Consider the following 15211-nt stretch of genomic DNA (forward strand, 5'->3'; position numbering starts at 1 on the left):
CGCCCCGCGACCCGGTCGCCCTCGCCGAGCCCGCCGCCGCGCTCCTCGCCCGCCCGGCGGCGCGCGCGGCCTGCGGCGAGGCGGGCCGCCGGCGGGTGCTGACCCGCTACAGCTGGAACCGGGTGGCCGCCGCCACCGAGGCCGCGTACCACGACGTCCTGACCCCGCGCCCGGCACCCGTTACGGAGGCGGCATGAGCACCCGCGATCGTCCCCAGTCCAACCCCCTGCCCTGGGAAGCGGGGGTATCGGACACCGGCTCCCGCGCCCGTCGTCCGTCCCCATCCGGATACGGGCCCGCGGGGACGGACACGGCCGACCGGCTGCGCGCCGCCCACGCCCACTGCCAGTCGCTCCAGGACGCGCTGATGGCACTGCGCGACCACGGTCTGGAACGGGTGGCCGAGTGGGGCCGCCACCTCGCCGCCATCCTCCCCGTCGGCGGCCGGCTGCTGGCCGCGGGGAACGGCGGCAGCGCCGCCCAGGCCCAGCACCTCACCGCCGAACTCGTCGGGCGCTACCAACGGGAGCGGCCGGCGTACTCGGCCATCGCCCTGCACACCGACACCTCCGCCGTCACCGCCATCGGCAACGACTACGGCTTCGAGGAGCTGTACGCCCGTCAGGTGGCCGCGCACGGCAGGCCCGGCGATGCGCTGATGCTGATGTCCACCTCCGGCCGCAGCCCCAACCTGCTGGCCGCGGCCGACACCGGCCGGGCCGCCGGGCTGTCCGTGTGGGCCATGACCGGCCCCCGGCCCAACCCGCTGGCCTCCCGCGCCGACGAGGCCCTGTGCATCGGCTCCGGCTCCACCGCGACCGTCCAGGAGGCGCATCTGGTCGCCCTGCATCTGCTCTGCGAGACCTTCGACCACGAGATCGGGGTGGTGGACGGGGCGGTGTCCGTGGACGGGGTGGTGACGCCGTATCCGTTCTCATGAGGGCCAGGAGAGCCAGGAGGGATGAGGGTCACGAGGGCTGTCGAGGGCCCCAGCCATGGACAGCCATCCCCCGATCGGAGGTGAGAGCATGACCGCCGCCGCCCCGCGACCGCTCGTCGTCGTCGGAGACGTCCTGCTGGACCAGGACATCGACGGCGAGGCCACCCGCCTGGCGCCGGACGCACCGGCACCCGTCGTCGATGTGGACGTGGACCGAAGCCGCCCCGGGGGAGCGGGACTCGCCGCCACGCTCGCCGCACGCCAGGGCCGTGAGGTCGTCCTGGTCACGGCCCTGGGCGACGACACCGCGAGCCAGACCGTACGGAACGCGCTGACCCCGGGCGTGCGGCTGGTGGAGCTGCCGCTGGACGGCACTCTTGCGGTGAAGACCCGTATCCGCGCCGGGGGCCGCCCGTTGGTCCGGGTCGATCGCGGCGGCGGCACCCCCGGGAACCCCGGCCCGGACGCCCTCGCCGCACTCCGGGAGGCCCGCGCCGTCCTGGTGGCCGACTACGGCCGCGGCACGGCCGTCGCGCTGCGGCGGCAACTGGGCGCCGCCGCCCGCCGGGTGCCCCTGGTCTGGGATCCGCATCCACACGGTGAGCAGCCCGTGCCCGGCGCACGGCTCGCCACGCCCAGCGCCGCCGAGGCCCGCGCCCTGCTCGGCTCGGCCCGCCACGCCCTGTCCGGCGACACCGACTCGCTGCACGCGCACGGCGGCCGGGGCGCCCGCCTCGCAGAGCGCTGGCGAGCCGCGGCGGTCGCCGTGACCCTCGGCGAACTTGGCGCGGTGCTGGCCCTCCCGCACAGGGAGAACCCCATGTACGTGCCCGCGCCCCACCGGGCCCAGGGCGACCCCTGCGGTGCCGGTGACTGCTTCGCCGCCACCGCGGCCGGGGCGCTGGCCGACGGGGCGCTCCCGGAGGAGGCGGTGCAGCTCGCCGTCGCCGAGGCGGCCGAGTTCGTCACGGCGGGCGGCGCCGGGAACCCCGCCCTCTGGGATCTCCCGGGCGGCCCCGGCCCCCACCCCACCGAGCTCCGCCGCCCCGCCGACGCCCACGCCCTGGCCGGGGCCGTCCGCGCCCGCGGCGGTACGGTCGTCGCCACCGGCGGCTGCTTCGACCTGCTGCACGCCGGCCACGTCGGGCTGCTACAGAATGCCCGCCGCATCGGCGACTGCCTCATCGTCTGCGTCAACTCCGACGCCTCCGTGGGCCGCCTCAAGGGGCCCGGCAGGCCCATCAACCCGGTGGCCGACCGGATCCGCGTCCTGTCCGGACTCGGCTGTGTGGACGCCGTCGCCGTCTTCGACGAGGACACCCCCGAACCCTTGCTACGGCGGCTGCGCCCCGATGTATGGGTCAAGGGCGGCGACTACAGCGCGGACGCCCTGCCCGAGACGGCCGTACTGCGCGACTGGGGCGGCCAGGCCCTCGTCCTGCCCTACCTGGACGGCCGCTCCACCACCGAACTGGCCCGCCGGGCCGCCCTGGGTCCCCACACCCCCACACGGCCCGCCACGTCCCCCCTCCACCCCCGCCCATGACCGGCCACCCTGCCGCCGACGGCCCCGGCAGCCCTGACCATCCCGCGTCCGAGAGCCCCGGCCGCCGTGCCGCCGACCGCCCGCGGCTGGTGGTCCTGCGGGCCCTCGGACTCGGCGATCTGCTTACCGCCGTGCCCGCCCTGCGCGCGCTGCGGCGGGCCCATCCCGGCCATGAAGTGCTGCTCGTCGCGCCCGCCCGGCAGGCTCACGCCGCCGTCGCCACGGGAGCCGTCGACCGGGTGATCCCCACCTCGGCCCCCGGCCGGGCCGTCCCCGGCCGGATCGACTGGCGCGGGCCGCCGCCCGATGTCGCGGTGGACCTCCACGGCAACGGCCCGGCCAGCCACCGCCCGTTGTCCCGGCTGCGCCCGGCCCGGCTGCTCGCCTACGCCCACCCCCCGGAGCGGACCGCAGGGCCCTCGTGGCGCGAGGACGAGCACGAGCGGGACCGCTGGTGCCGCCTGCTCTCCTGGTACGGCATCCCTGCCGATCCCCAGGACCTGCGCATCCGCGTACCCGAGCGCCCCTCGCCCGCGCCGGGCGCCGTGGTGATCCACCCCGGTGCGGACGCGGCGGCGCGGCGGTGGCCGGCCGCGCGGTTCTCGGCCGTGGGCGCCGCGCTGCGCGCCACCGGCCACCGGATCGTGATCACCGCCGGCGCCGGGGAGGCCGGCCTGGCCCATGACGTGGCGCGGCGCGCCGGGCTGCCCCGGTCGGCCGTGCTGGGCGGCGACACCGACCCGCCGTTCGCCGAACTGGCCGCGCTGGTGGGCCAGGCGCGTGCGGTGATCGTCGGCGACACCGGTCTGGCGCATCTGGCGACCGCCGTGGGCACACCGTCCGTCGTCCTCTTCGGCCCGGTCGCCCCCAGGCTGTGGGGCCCGCCGCCCGGCCCGCAGCACCGGGCGCTCTGGCACCCGGACGACGATGCCGCCCGCCCGGGTGACGCCCACGGAGACGTTCCGGACGAGCGGCTGTTGCGGATCACGGTGCCAGAGGTCCTGGAGGCCCTCACCCGGCTCCCCCGCCCCGCGCGGTTCGCACTCACCGGCGCCGGAGGCTGACCCCGCACCCAACCACTGGCTACGAACCCACCACCGGCTCCGTGCACGCGTCCGTAAGGCGTCCACCGTCACTCGTGCGGGCCCGGGCCCATGCGGTCACCCCACAGAGCGCCGGGCCGTGGACACCCGCTGGGTCTCGTCCAGCAGGCGCAGCCCTCGCTCGACCCGGTTCGGTACCACGGCCCGGTCGCGGGGGACGGTGCGGGCCGGGGAGAGGGTGCGGCGGGTGGCGGAGGCGGCGTTCCCTTCGCCCTGGTCCTGGTCCTGGTCCTGGTCCTGGTTCTGGTCCTGGTCCTGGTTCTGGTCCTGGTTCTGGTCATCGGTCATGGGTGACGGCCTGCCTCTCCTCCCGCCGGGGCGCCGCGTCGTCCGTCCGCTGCCCGTCCACGCGCCGGGCGGCCTCCTCGACCCACGGCGGCAGCGGCCGGCGCTGCCACAGCGCGGCCAGCAGCCGGGCGAGCAGACCGCCCAGCGCGGCCCGCGCGACCGGGTCCCGCCCGGCCTCGGTGAGCAGCCCGGCGGTGCGCCGGGCGGCGAGCGGCAGCGGGCGGCGCAGCCAGCAGCCGATCAGCTCGTTGCGCCGCATCACGGCGGTGCGGCCCTTGCGTGGTGCGGGGGCCGGATGGTGGTGGGCGACCACCTCGGGGCAGTACGAGACGCCCCAGCCCATCGCGGCGAGGTCATAGGCGAGCAGCGTCTCCTCGCCGCCGAAGAAGATCAGCGGGTGGAAGCCGCCCGCCTCCAGGAAGGCGTCGCGGCGCACCACGGCCCCGCAGGCGAGGAAGCCGAACACCTCCGGGCCGGGAAGGTCCTCGGCCCGCCCCGCGGGGGAGGTGGCCAACATGGCGTTGAGCGGATCGGGCCGCTCCTCCGGGCCGACCCGCACCTGGGCCGCCAGCAGCCCCAGCCGTGAATGGGCGTTCAGCAGGGTGGCCGCCCGTGCCAGGGCGCCTGGCCGCCACCAGGAGTCGTCGTCGCTGAAGGCCACATAGGGGGTGCCGATGGCGCGTACACCGTCGTTGCGTGCGAGCGCGCCGCGGTTGGCCCTATGCGCCAGGACGCGAACCTGGGGAAAACGTTCGGCGACCATGGCCCGGGTGTGGTCCGTCGAGCCGTTGTCCACGACCAGGACCGGCGGCCGCTCCGGCAGGGCGGTGAGGTGCTCCAGGGCGGTGGCGAGGCTTTCGGCGCGGTCGCGGGTGGCGAGGACCACGCCGACGGCGGGGCCCGGCGCGTTCATGGCCATCAGGTACCCGGCGCCCCGGCCGCTATGCGGTACGCCGACCCGCCGGGCTCTTATGCGGTGCGCACCGGGCCGTCCATACCGCCGCGCCGCCGTCAAGAGTGATGTATGTCATGTTCGACACCGTCGTTCCGTGGGTACGGTGCTGACAGCTATCGCGCAAGAGGAGCGGCTCGTTTGTCCCTGGACCTGTCATCCGTCATAGCGGCGACCACGCATTGGCTGATCAGGGCCTATCCGTCGGCCGACGGCGCGATGAACGAGGCGCTCGCGGAGGCGCAGGCGCGGCAGGCCGTGACCGTCGCCACGTGGCTGCGCTACCCGACCACCACCGACGCCGCCCTGGTGACCATGGCGGGACCGGGCGGTTCCTACCGGCTGGACTGGCTCGTGGACGCGGAGCCGTACGAGATCCGCGGCCCCGACGGCGTCTGGCGCACCTGGGTGGACGAGGTCGTGGCGAGCTGGGCGGCGGCCCTGCTCACCTGCTCGACCCTGGCCTCCGAGGCCGTGGCGGCGGTCGCCGACTGTGAGCACGCGGCCGGGCTCCCCGGGGAGTTCCGGCGGCTCACCGAGCCCGACGCGCACGACTGGCAGGCCGCGCCGCTGATGCGTCATCCGGACCTGATGGCGTGCGTGGTGGAGCTGCACCGTGCCCAGCTGCTGGAGCGGCTGCGGCTGCTGCGCAGCGACGACCAGACGCCCACCAGCGCGGCCTGACGGCGCCAGTCCACTGCTGGCGGCCGACGGACGTCACAGCGCCTGGAGCACGCCTCGCGCGTTCACGGTGACGCGCTCGCCACGGGGGCAGTGGACCACCTCGGACGGGAAGTCCGGGTCCCGGGTCTCCGCCAGGAACGCGGAGAGCGGGGAGCTGAAGGCGGCGTAGTCGTCGTAGTGCACCGGCAGCACCCGCTCCGGCCGTACGGCCTTGACCAGACCGGCCCCCTGGAGCGCGTCCATGGTCACGATCAGCCCGCCCGGAAGCCGGGTGCCGCCCAGGTGGACCACCGCCAGATGCACATCCGGGTAGCGCCGGGCGATCTCGTGGATGCCCGGGAACATCAGCGTGTCGCCGGTGATGTACACCCGCAGCCGAGGGGGCTCCCCGGGCGCACCGAAGTCCAGCAGACTCCCCATCACCGGCGGCAGCAGCCGCTGCCACCGGCCGGGGGCGTGTCTGCCGGGCAGTGCGGTGATCCGGACCTGGCTGCGGTCGTTCACCAGGACGTGATCGTGCCAGGTGGGCAGCCCGGTCGCGCGGCTGAACCCATGGACGCCCTGAAGCCGCCGGGAGGCGTGCGGGGTGGTGATGATGGGCAGCGAGCGGTCCAGCCGCCGGCGCGCCACCCGGTCCCAGTGGTCGCCGTGCAGATGCGAGAGCACCACGGCGTCCAGGTCGGACGGGATCTCCGCGACGGTCAGCGCGGGCTCGGTCAGCCGCCGGGACATCAGCCCCTTGCCCAGATAGGCGTACTGGCCCCGGTGCAGGAAGTTGGGGTCGGTGAGCAGCGTCAGCGTGCCGTAGCGGATGAGGAGCGTGGCGTTGCCGACGAAGAGGAGCTCGGCGGCGCCGTCCGGGGGAGGAGCGGGAGGAGCCGTGTTCCGGCCAGGAGTGGGAGGAGTCATGTGCCGACCACCGCCTCCCGCGGCTCCGTCCGGCTGGGGCGGAACATCGTGGTGGTCGCGGTCTCGTGCAGCGACGCCAGCGTCGCGCGCTGCCGCCGCGCCCGGTCCAGCAGCTCGGTGAGCCGATCGGGGTCCAGCCTGGGGTTCTCGCCGGCCGCGGCCAGCAGCCCGTGCCACAGCAGCGCCTTGCCCTCCACGCCGATCCGCAGCGACTCCAGCTCGAGGACCGTGCTGAGCCCGGAGCGCCGCCGCAGCCGTCCGTTGGGCTTCAGCCGCCCGGCCTTCTCGCCCAGCCAGCCCCCGTAGACCTTGTAGCGGCGGACGGGGACCTCGAGGTCGGCCATGATGGCCAGGAGCGCCTGCCGGTCCTCCATGATCTGCACGGCGACGTCCTCCAGGTCGCCGCCGAAGGGCGCCTGCCGGTGCTCGCGGGCCGTCCGGCGGGCCAGCTGCATTCCGGCCGTCGCCCCGGCCAGGTGGTCGTTGAGGTAGATGCCGAGCATGCGGGGGGAGATCGATGTCCTGGGCTCGCTCATGATCGTCCTTTGGGATTCGGCACGGTCGTATCGGGCCGCGCACCGGTCGTACCGGGCCCGGCCGTATCGGGCCACGCGCCCACGGAGTGCCCAGCTCCGGCCGCCTCAACCAACCCCCGCGTCCTCGTCGCGGCCACCCACCGGCCGGAAGCCGAACGATCAGGCCCCCACGACCCCGTCCACGCCCTCGCGCAGGAAGTCCGCGTGCCCGTTGTGGCGGCCGTACTCCAGCAGCACGTGCACCAGCACCATCCGCAGCGACACCTCCTCGCCCCACCGGGGCTGGTGGCCCGCCAGGTCGAGCGAGTCCGCCGCCCGCTCGATCCGGCGGGAGGTCTCGACCTCCGCCTCCCAGGCCGCGAACGCCTCGGCTCCGGTCGCCTCGCTCACGTCGTACGCCGCCTGGAAGTCGATCGTGGGGGACCAGACCATCGGCGCCTCGTTGTCCTCGAACACCCGCCGGAACCAGGCCCGTTCCACCTCGGCCATGTGCCGCACCAGGCCCAGCAGCGTCAGCGTCGAGGGCGGCATCGACCGCTGCCGCAGCTCCTCGTCCGTCAGCCCCTCGCACTTCATGGCGAGCGTCGCCCGCTGGTAGTCCAGGAAGGCGCGCAGGGTTTCGCGTTCGTCGCCGAAGTGGGGTGGTTCCGGGCGGCTGTCTGCGGTCATGGTCGTTCGTCCTCCTCGTTGGCTGGGCGGGGCCCTGGGGCGCTGTGCGGCCTCATGGGACCACGGGCGTCGGGGGCCGGCCGCACCGGGGCCGTCGCCGAACCGCCGGGAAGGACTCCCCGGCCCGGAGCGGCCCCGGGCCGGGAAGGACTCCCCGGCCCGGGGCCGCTCCGGGCCGGGGAAGGTGGTCAGTCCTCGTCCTCCTCGCCCTCGAAGGCGTCGCCGATCTCGTCGACGACCTCCGCGGCGACCATTCCGCCGACGACGCCGACCGCGACACCCGCCGCGACGCCTCCGACGACCGCCGCGGTGCTCGGGCCGGAGCGCCGCCCGCCGTCGTGGTGCCCGTCGTGGTGGTCCGCGTGCCCGTGGCCGTGCCCGTGGGCGCCGTACGAGCCGTGGGCGCCGTACGAGTCGTGCGAGCCGTAAGAGCCGTAGGCGGCGCGCCGCTCGACGAGCGAGCGGATCCAGGCGTCGACCTCGGCGTTCCAGTCGCGGTGCTCGACGCCCTCATGTCCGACGGTGAAGAGCGTGAGGGCGTCCTCCCCGGAGGAGAAGAGCCCGCCGCGCTTGTCGGCCTCCAGGACGACGTCCATGCCGCCCGGGTTCGCCAGGAACGTCACCTCCAGCTCGTTGACGGCGTGGGCGTACTGGGGTGCCGGGGTGAGCTCGATCTCCTGGTAGAACGGCAGCCGCTGCCCGGTGCCGCCCACGTGTCCCAGCTCCAGATCGGCGGACTTGAAGCCGAAGCCGAGCTGCCCCAGCGCCTCCAGAACGGCCTCCTGGACCGGCAGCGGGGCCACGGTCAGCTGGTCCAGGTCGCCCTTGTCCTTCGCGCCCGCGACCTCCAGCCCGGTGCGGACGCCGAGGATGATGCCCAGCGGCTGCCCGTACAGCTCGGTGATCGGCGTCTCCCAGGGGAGGTGGGCGGTGAACGGGAGGGCGCGGTGCTCGCCCTCGGCGAGCCGGAAGCCGCCGCCGACGGTGAAGCGGTCGAAGAGGACGGCCCCCTCCCGCTCCTCGTCGCCGCGCTCGTCCTCCACCCGGGCCACGAGCTCCAGCGTGATCTGCTCGATCTCGAAGTCCGCCGTGCCGCCCCGGAGATGGACCTGACCGGTCAGCGGCCCGCCGGGGTGTACCGGGCCGGGGTCCAGCACCGTGTCCACGGTGGGTCCGCCGACACCGAGCGAGCCGAGCAGTCGTTTGAACACCATCGGGGCGTCCACTCCTTCAATGTGCGCACTGTCGCGTGCGCATGGGGGCTTCTACATGCATGTAGAAGCATAGGGGTGTGTGCCGCGCCGAGACGGCCCATCCAGGCGCGTTGACGGCGGAAGTCCGAAAATGATCACTCGCGGCGCGCCACGGGATCCCCTTCGGGCGAGGCGTCGCCGCGCAAGGTGCCGGCCACCGTGTCCGCGAAGGCCCGGGCCAGCGGCGGGAGCGCGTCCCAGCGGCGGGCCGCCCAGCCGACCGGCAGCGGCGGCAGCGCGGGGATCGGGACGAGCCGCAGCGGCCCGTCGTCCCCGGGCACCGGCAGCCCCGGCAGGGCGGGCACCACGGCGCGCCCCAGGCCGAGTTCGGCCAGCAGCAGGGCCGTGTCCCAGTCGGCGACCCCGGTGCCGGAACCGGCCCGTACGCCCAACTCGGCCAGGGCCGCGTGGAGCTGTCCGCCTGAGGTGGAGTTCGGCGGCAGCCGTACGAGGGGGATCTCGGCGAGGTCGGACACCTCCACCCGCGACCGGGCCGCGAGCGGATCCCCGGCCCGCACGGCGAGCACCCACGGCAGTTCGGCCACCGGCCGCTGCTCGACACCGCGCACCGGCCCGCCGAGGGTGATCCAGGCCAGATCCAGATTGCCGGCGATGAGCGCGCCGAGACAGCCCCGGCTGGAACTCTCGGTCTGGAACTCCAGGTTCACCTTCGGATAGCGGCGGCGGAACGAGACGATCGCCCCGGCCATGAAGTGCCGCACGGTGGTGCTGCCGGTGGTGATCCGCACCGAACCGCTCTCCCCGTGCACGAGGTCCCCCAGCCGCCGCAGCGCCAGATCGAGCCCGGCGATCCCGTCGGCGGCGGCCTCGCACAGAACGCGTCCCGCCGGAGTGGGCACGACCCCGCGTGCCTGGCGCTCCAGCAGGCTGACGCCGGTCTCGCGTTCCAGCCGCTTCACCCGCTGGCTCACCGCCGACTGTGTGCAGGTGAGCTCCCGGGCCACGGCGCTGAGGCTGCCGGCCCGGCACACGGCCACGAACACCCGCAGATCGTCCAGAGTCATAACCTCCAAGGTAGAGCTTGGAGTTGGCGAGCAATCCCCAGGATTGACTGGGGTGGCCGATGGTCGCGACGATCGTCGCAGGGCTCAGGCGGCAACCCGTACGGCGCCGGCACGAGGATCCGGACCGGGTGGGGGTGCGGTACGGGTGCCGACCTGCCAAGCACCGAAAGGACACGACCTGTGCCTGCCGCTCCCCCTCCCGCCGCCGCCGACCGGGCCGTCACCCTCCTGCGCCGCCTCGGCGCCGCGCGCATCGCCCACCCCGGCGGCAGTACCCTCCTCGCCCACCTCCAGCGCGTACGCGCCCGGCTCGCCGCCTGGGGAGCCCGCCCCGAGCTCCAACTCGCCGGGCTGTGCCACGCGTTCTACGGAACCGACGGCTTCCCCGTCACCCTGCTGCCGCTCGGCCGCCGCGGCGAACTCGTGGCGGTCATCGGCGCGGAGGCCGAAGCCATCGTGTACCTCTACGCGAGCTGTGACCGGAAGGCCACCTGCCCGGCGCTCGGCGACCCGGACGCGGTCTTCCACGACCGCTTCACCGGCCGTGCGCACACCCCCGAGCCCCGGCTGCTCCGGGACTTCGCCGAGCTGTCGGCCGCCAATGAGCTCGACCTCGCCCGCCTCGACCCCGCCCTGCGACGGCGGCGCGGCCCCGAACTCCTCGCGCTGTTCACCCGCTGCCGCCCGCTGCTCAGCCGCCCGGCCTGGCTGGACGGCCATGCGATCCTCGCGCCGTCCCCGCTCGCGCGCGACTGAAGTGCCCGCTCAGCGGGTGCGGCCCGCGGGCGCGGGTGTGATATCGCCGGGAGCGCGGAACCGCAAAACGGCGCGCCGCACCGTTCACCTTTTCGGCTCGTTCTCATCGTCGGCGCGCACCGGACGGGATTTGTGATCAAGAATTGCCGGAAGCGTTCGCGCACGGTAATAGCTTGGTCAACTCCGTGGCGAGAGGGAAACGATCTAGGAATTCCCCGTGAAGGAGATGACCGGATCAATGCCTTGACCGGAATCACGCCGAGCGCGGAAACTCAAATCGCACTCACGCATCAGGAGCCGCAAGCGACGTTCCGAACCCTGCGATACCGGTTTCGCGGGGGCGTGCGACCGGGGGAAGTACAAGGAGAAAATGTGTGCGCGGCGGGAAATCCGCCCGCGTGATCTTCACTTCCCCTCCTCATCTCTTGATGCGCTGAAGAGAATGGAGGGGGAATGCCGACGCCCGCGGGCTATCCCGGTGTCTACATCGAAGAGCTTCCCAGCAGCGTCCGTACCATCGCCTCGGTCACCACCTCGGTGACCGCCTTCGTGGGCCACACCCGGCGGGGCCCGCTGAACACCCCGGTCCGCATCACCAGCTTCGCCGACTACGAGCGCCGTTTCGGGGGGCTGACCTCGCAGAGCGCGGTCGGCTACGCGGTGCACCAGTTCTTCGGCAACGGCGGCACCGTGGCGGTCGTCGTCCGCGTGACCAAGGCCGGGACCGGCAAGGCCGCGTGCGTCACCCTCGAATCCACCGAGGGCCACAGCGAATGCCCCGTGCTGGAGGTGCACGCCAAGGAGCCCGGCCACTGGGGCTCGGGCCTGCGGCTGGCCGTCGACTACGACACCCCGTGCCCGGAGGAGACCTTCAACCTCCATGTGCTCGACGCCCGGGGCACCTCCCGCGAGTCCTTCGCCAACCTGTCCATGGACCCAGCCCACGGCCGCCACGCCGAGACCGTGGTCAACGCCGGGTCGGCGCTGATCCGGGTCAAGGCGGTCGGCGAGGGCCGGCCGGACCCCTCCGGCACGGTCTCCAAACCGTTCGCGGAGGAACTCCCCGATCTCGAGGTCGAGCTGACGGTCAAGATCGGCGAGGTGGAGCGCGCGTTCACCCTCTACGACCCGGACTGCGACGGCGAGGCTCCGTGCGACGTCACCGAGCTCGCCCTGCTCCTCGAGCGCAAGCTGCGCGCGCTGCCCGACGCCCCCGGCAAGCACGCCTTCGCGGGCACCGAGGTCACCGCGTTCGGCCGCCGCCTCCAGGTCGTGGCCGGTTCCATCGACCCCGACGACGTGGTGCGCTTCCTGGGCGAATGCGCCAATGACCTGGGCCTGGAGGCATCGGTCAACCCGCCCGTCTTCCCGCTGTCCGGCGGCGAGGACGGCGCCCCGCCCGGCCCCCGCGACCTCATCGGCAGCGAGGCGGACAAGACCGGCCTCCAGGCGCTGCGCGACATCGAGGACGTCAACCTGCTGTCGCTGCCCGAGCTCGCCGGGTACGAGTCCGTGGGCGACATGGTCACCGTGCTGTCGGCGGCCGACCGGCTGTGCCGCGAGCGGCGGATCTTCCTGCTGGTCGACGCGCCCTCGGCCTGGGGCAGTGTGGACGCGGCCCGCGCCGGGATCGGCGCCTTCGAGCCGGTCCGCAGCGACCACGCCGCGCTGTACTTCCCGCAGCTGCGGCTCACCGACCCGCTCACCGGGCGACTGCGCGCCTTCCCGCCCTCCGGGGCGCTCGCGGGCGTCATGGCCCGTACGGACGGCGAGCGCGGCGTGTGGAAGGCCCCGGCCGGGACCGAGGCCCGGCTGGCCGGGGTGTACTCACTCGCCGTCCAGCTGACCGACCGCGAGAACGGGCTGCTCAACCCGCTGGGCATCAACTGCCTGCGCACATTCCCGGTGGTGGGCCCGCTGGTCTGGGGCGCCCGCACGCTGAAGGGCGCCGACGCGCTCGACAGTGAGTGGAAGTACGTACCGGTACGGCGGCTGGCGCTGCATATCGAGGAGAGCCTGCGCCGCGGACTGCAATGGGTCGTTTTCGAACCCAATACGGAGCAGTTGTGGCAGCAGATCCGGCTGAACGCTTCCGGCTATCTCCACACGCTGTTCGAGAAGGGCGCGTTCAAGGGCGGCACTCCGCGTCAGGCGTACTTCGTCAAGTGCGACAAGGACACCACGACGGACGAGGACATCGCCAACGGCATCGTGAATGTCGTGGTCGGTATTGCGCCGGTCAAGCCCGCGGAGTTCGTGATCGTCAAGATCCAGCAGATGGCCGGACAGTTCGAGATTTAGGAATGTGATGGCTGAGTTCCAGGTCAACGCCCATCGCTTCGACCCGTACAAGAACTTCAAGTTTCTGGTCCTCTGGGACGGTCGTACGGTCGCGGGCATCAGCAAGATCAGTCCGCTCAAGCGCACCACCGAGGTCGTCAAGCACCGCAATGGCGGCGACCCCAGCTCACCCCGCAAGTCCCCGGGCCGGTCCGAGTTCGAGGGGATCACCCTGGAGCGCGGTGTCACCCACGACCCGGAGTTCGACCGCTGGGCCAACAAGGTCTGGCAGGTCGGCGCGGGGCTCGGCGCCGAGGTCTCGCTCGCCGACTTCCGCAAGGACATCGTCATCCAGGTCCTCAACGAGGCGGGCCAGGTGGCCGTCTCGCACAAGCTCTACCGGACCTGGCCGAGCGAGTACCAGGTGCTCGGCGAGCTGGACGCCAACGCCAACGCGGTCGCGATCCAGAGCCTGAAGCTGGAATGCGAGGGCTGGGAGCGGGACTACGAGGTGCCGGAGCCGGAAGAGCCCTCGTTCACGCATCCCGCGTAAGCGGGGGACGGGGACGGGGACGGGGCGCGGGAGGGCGGCGTCATCGGGACGGTGGCGTCATCGATGGTGGCGAGTGTCATCGACGGCGGCGAGTGTCGCGACGGCCGCGAGTGTCGCGACGGCGGCGAGCGTCGCGACGCGGCGGCGGCCACGGGTACGGGGACGGGAACGGCACGGTACGGGGAGCGGACGGCCTGAGAAATGGGGAACACGGGGCCCGCGGAGCTGCTGGCCATCTGGGAGGCGGGGCTGGCGCACCACGGCCCCGGCCGCGCCCTGCTGCTGCACCGGGCAGCCCGCCCGGAGTCCGGGGCGGACGAGCTGCTGTCGCTGCCGGTGGGCGAGCGCGAGGCGGATCTGTACGCCCTGCGGCGTGCGCTTTTCGGCGAGCGGATGCAGATCCGGGCCGAGTGCGACGCGTGCGGCGAGGCCATGGAGTTCGACCTCGACGCACGCGACCTGGGCGTGCGCCCGGGGGAGCAGGACGGCCCGCTCCGGGTGGAGGAGGGCGAGTGGACGGTCGAGTTCCGGCTGCCCACCGTCGCCGACCTGGAGGCCGCCGCACGGGCGGCGGCGGAAGCGGGCGGGGCCTCGGGGGCGAACGGGAACGTGGCCGTGGGCGCCGACTCGGGCGTGGGCGTGGGGGCGAACGGGAACGTGGGCGCGGACCTGAACTCGGGCGTGGGCGCGAATGGGAACGTGGACTCGAGCGTGGGCGTGGGCGTCGGCGCGAACGGGAACGTGGGCGCGGACTCCGACGTGGACGCGGCCTCGGAATCGTACGGCGGCGAGGCCGAGCGCGAGCCCACCGCCGCCGCCCGCGCCCGCCGGGCCCTGATCGCCCGCTGCATCGTCTCCGTGCACCGTTCGGGGCGGCCCGTGCCCGCCGACCGCCTCCCCGCGGCCGAACTGCCGGAGCCGGTGCAGCGGCGCCTCGCCGAGGCCGCCGAGCGCGCCGACCCGGCGGCCGATGTGACGCTCAACGTCGCCTGCCCCGAATGCGGCGAGGCCACCCGGGCCGAGCTGGATATCGCCTCCTACCTCTGGGCCGAACTCGACCACTGGGCACGGGACCTGCTCCTCGATGTCCACCTGCTCGCCACCGCATACGGCTGGAGCGAGCCTCAGATCCTGGCGCTCAGCCCGCTGCGGCGCCGTTACTACCTGGAGCTGTGCGCAGATGGCTGACTACTTCGACCGGCTGCTCGCGCGGCACGCCCCCGTCCCCGTACCCGGGCGGGCGGCGGGCGGCGGCGCCGGCGAGCGCCCGGTCCGGGTACGGCCGCGGCTGCCGGGCCCGTACGAGCGGATCGAGGCGCTGCGGGGGGAATCACCGCTGCCGGAGGAGCCCGCACCGGCCCGGGTGGCCCCGCCACCGGTGGCCGACCGCTACCAGGAGGTGGTCCGGCACGAGCACGAGGTCAGGACCGACCGGCACACCGTCGTACGCGCGGAGTCCTCACCGTACGAGGACGTGGAGCGGTACGCCGAACCCCCGGCCCCGGCACCGCTGTTGCTCCCCAGCACACAGCTCACCGCCGGACCGAACCCGGTCGTCCCCGACGCCCGGGCGCCACGGCGGGGCACCACGGCGTCCCCGGCACCCGACGCCACACCGGCCGAGGCGGGATCCCGGCCCGGGCCGCCGTCCGCGGACGTGTGGTCCGCGGTGGCCGCCGCGCCGCTGCCGCCCCGCACGGCCGACGCCGCCCCGGGC

At 74.1% G+C, this 15211-nt stretch carries 15 protein-coding genes and 2 pseudogenes; 10 read left to right on the forward strand and 7 right to left on the reverse strand.

Annotated features, from left to right (window positions below):
* The 4 genes and pseudogenes from ABD329_RS45905 to ABD329_RS45920 form a co-directional block, all read left to right on the forward strand.
* Positions 1-197 (forward strand): annotated as a pseudogene (locus ABD329_RS45905) (glycosyltransferase family protein); the annotation flags it as partial.
* Entirely contained in the window at positions 194-940 is a 747-nt protein-coding gene (locus ABD329_RS45910) for a D-sedoheptulose-7-phosphate isomerase (protein WP_198280226.1), read from the forward strand. The pseudogene ABD329_RS45905 and the gene ABD329_RS45910, both read left to right, overlap by 4 nt.
* A gap of 88 nt (positions 941-1028) precedes the next feature.
* On the forward strand, positions 1029-2486 hold the full coding sequence (rfaE2, locus tag ABD329_RS45915; RefSeq protein ID WP_344318047.1) for a D-glycero-beta-D-manno-heptose 1-phosphate adenylyltransferase: 1458 nt from the start codon (positions 1029-1031) through the stop codon (positions 2484-2486).
* Positions 2483-3550: a glycosyltransferase family 9 protein gene (locus tag ABD329_RS45920; RefSeq protein ID WP_198280470.1), complete on the forward strand. Its 1068-nt coding sequence runs from the start codon at positions 2483-2485 to the stop codon at positions 3548-3550. Before rfaE2 ends, ABD329_RS45920 begins: the two co-directional genes overlap by 4 nt.
* A 96-nt stretch (positions 3551-3646) precedes the next feature.
* On the opposite strand, the gene ABD329_RS45925 is transcribed toward ABD329_RS45920, so the two are convergent.
* Both ABD329_RS45925 and ABD329_RS45930 read right to left on the reverse strand, forming a co-directional pair.
* A complete protein-coding gene (locus ABD329_RS45925) occupies positions 3647-3877 on the reverse strand; it encodes a hypothetical protein (RefSeq protein ID WP_198280469.1) in 231 nt (76 codons plus the stop codon).
* A complete protein-coding gene (locus ABD329_RS45930) occupies positions 3867-4790 on the reverse strand; it encodes a glycosyltransferase family 2 protein (RefSeq protein WP_344318048.1) in 924 nt (307 codons plus the stop codon). The genes ABD329_RS45925 and ABD329_RS45930 overlap by 11 nt, the downstream gene beginning before the upstream one ends.
* A gap of 180 nt (positions 4791-4970) precedes the next feature.
* On the opposite strand from ABD329_RS45930, the gene ABD329_RS45935 reads away from it, so the two are divergent.
* Complete coding sequence (locus ABD329_RS45935; RefSeq protein WP_198280467.1) at positions 4971-5513, forward strand: hypothetical protein; 543 nt, start codon at positions 4971-4973, stop codon at positions 5511-5513.
* Between the two features lie 33 nt (positions 5514-5546).
* Here ABD329_RS45935 and ABD329_RS45940 read toward each other — a convergent pair whose 3' ends face one another.
* From ABD329_RS45940 to ABD329_RS45960, 5 genes are all read right to left on the reverse strand, one after another.
* On the reverse strand, positions 5547-6422 hold the full coding sequence (locus ABD329_RS45940; RefSeq protein ID WP_198280466.1) for an MBL fold metallo-hydrolase: 876 nt from the start codon (positions 6420-6422) through the stop codon (positions 5547-5549).
* Positions 6419-6958: a hypothetical protein gene (locus tag ABD329_RS45945; RefSeq protein ID WP_198280465.1), complete on the reverse strand. Its 540-nt coding sequence runs from the start codon at positions 6956-6958 to the stop codon at positions 6419-6421. Before ABD329_RS45945 ends, ABD329_RS45940 begins: the two co-directional genes overlap by 4 nt.
* 159 nt (positions 6959-7117) lie before the next feature.
* A complete protein-coding gene (locus tag ABD329_RS45950) occupies positions 7118-7627 on the reverse strand; it encodes a DinB family protein (RefSeq protein WP_198280464.1) in 510 nt (169 codons plus the stop codon).
* A gap of 188 nt (positions 7628-7815) precedes the next feature.
* Positions 7816-8841, reverse strand: coding sequence for a sporulation protein (locus ABD329_RS45955; RefSeq protein WP_198280463.1), 1026 nt, complete (start codon positions 8839-8841; stop codon positions 7816-7818).
* A gap of 134 nt (positions 8842-8975) precedes the next feature.
* Complete coding sequence (locus ABD329_RS45960; protein ID WP_198280462.1) at positions 8976-9905, reverse strand: LysR family transcriptional regulator; 930 nt, start codon at positions 9903-9905, stop codon at positions 8976-8978.
* A 180-nt stretch (positions 9906-10085) separates the two neighbouring features.
* Between ABD329_RS45960 and ABD329_RS45965 the strand changes: the two genes are divergently transcribed.
* The 5 genes and pseudogenes from ABD329_RS45965 to ABD329_RS45985 form a co-directional block, all read left to right on the forward strand.
* Complete coding sequence (locus ABD329_RS45965; RefSeq protein ID WP_344318049.1) at positions 10086-10661, forward strand: DUF6817 domain-containing protein; 576 nt, start codon at positions 10086-10088, stop codon at positions 10659-10661.
* Positions 10662-11114: 453 nt separating this feature from the next.
* Positions 11115-12962, forward strand: coding sequence for a phage tail sheath C-terminal domain-containing protein (locus ABD329_RS45970; RefSeq protein ID WP_198281918.1), 1848 nt, complete (start codon positions 11115-11117; stop codon positions 12960-12962).
* Positions 12963-12969: 7 nt separating this feature from the next.
* Positions 12970-13494 (forward strand): phage tail protein, encoded by a 525-nt coding sequence (locus tag ABD329_RS45975; RefSeq protein ID WP_014058531.1) that lies wholly within the window; start codon positions 12970-12972, stop codon positions 13492-13494.
* 201 nt (positions 13495-13695) lie between these two features.
* On the forward strand, positions 13696-14682 hold the full coding sequence (locus ABD329_RS45980; RefSeq protein ID WP_344318051.1) for a T4 family baseplate hub assembly chaperone: 987 nt from the start codon (positions 13696-13698) through the stop codon (positions 14680-14682).
* Positions 14675-15211 (forward strand): annotated as a pseudogene (locus tag ABD329_RS45985) (hypothetical protein); the annotation flags it as partial. The gene ABD329_RS45980 and the pseudogene ABD329_RS45985, both read left to right, overlap by 8 nt.

This window comes from Streptomyces javensis, from assembly GCF_039525925.1.
GTDB classification, from domain to species: Bacteria; Actinomycetota; Actinomycetes; order Streptomycetales; family Streptomycetaceae; genus Streptomyces; species Streptomyces asiaticus.

Coding starts and splice junctions, on each gene's coding strand:
- ABD329_RS45975 (WP_014058531.1), top strand. CDS start 12,970: ATGGCTGAGTTCCAGGTCAACGCCCATCGCTTCGACCCGTACAAGAAC.
- ABD329_RS45980 (WP_344318051.1), top strand. CDS start 13,696: ATGGGGAACACGGGGCCCGCGGAGCTGCTGGCCATCTGGGAGGCGGGG.
- ABD329_RS45920 (WP_198280470.1), top strand. CDS start 2,483: ATGACCGGCCACCCTGCCGCCGACGGCCCCGGCAGCCCTGACCATCCC.
- ABD329_RS45930 (WP_344318048.1), bottom strand. CDS start 4,790: ATGAACGCGCCGGGCCCCGCCGTCGGCGTGGTCCTCGCCACCCGCGAC.
- rfaE2 (WP_344318047.1), top strand. CDS start 1,029: ATGACCGCCGCCGCCCCGCGACCGCTCGTCGTCGTCGGAGACGTCCTG.
- ABD329_RS45945 (WP_198280465.1), bottom strand. CDS start 6,958: ATGAGCGAGCCCAGGACATCGATCTCCCCCCGCATGCTCGGCATCTAC.
- ABD329_RS45970 (WP_198281918.1), top strand. CDS start 11,115: ATGCCGACGCCCGCGGGCTATCCCGGTGTCTACATCGAAGAGCTTCCC.
- ABD329_RS45960 (WP_198280462.1), bottom strand. CDS start 9,905: ATGACTCTGGACGATCTGCGGGTGTTCGTGGCCGTGTGCCGGGCCGGC.
- ABD329_RS45925 (WP_198280469.1), bottom strand. CDS start 3,877: ATGACCGATGACCAGAACCAGGACCAGAACCAGGACCAGGACCAGAAC.
- ABD329_RS45940 (WP_198280466.1), bottom strand. CDS start 6,422: ATGACTCCTCCCACTCCTGGCCGGAACACGGCTCCTCCCGCTCCTCCC.
- ABD329_RS45950 (WP_198280464.1), bottom strand. CDS start 7,627: ATGACCGCAGACAGCCGCCCGGAACCACCCCACTTCGGCGACGAACGC.
- ABD329_RS45910 (WP_198280226.1), top strand. CDS start 194: ATGAGCACCCGCGATCGTCCCCAGTCCAACCCCCTGCCCTGGGAAGCG.
- ABD329_RS45955 (WP_198280463.1), bottom strand. CDS start 8,841: ATGGTGTTCAAACGACTGCTCGGCTCGCTCGGTGTCGGCGGACCCACC.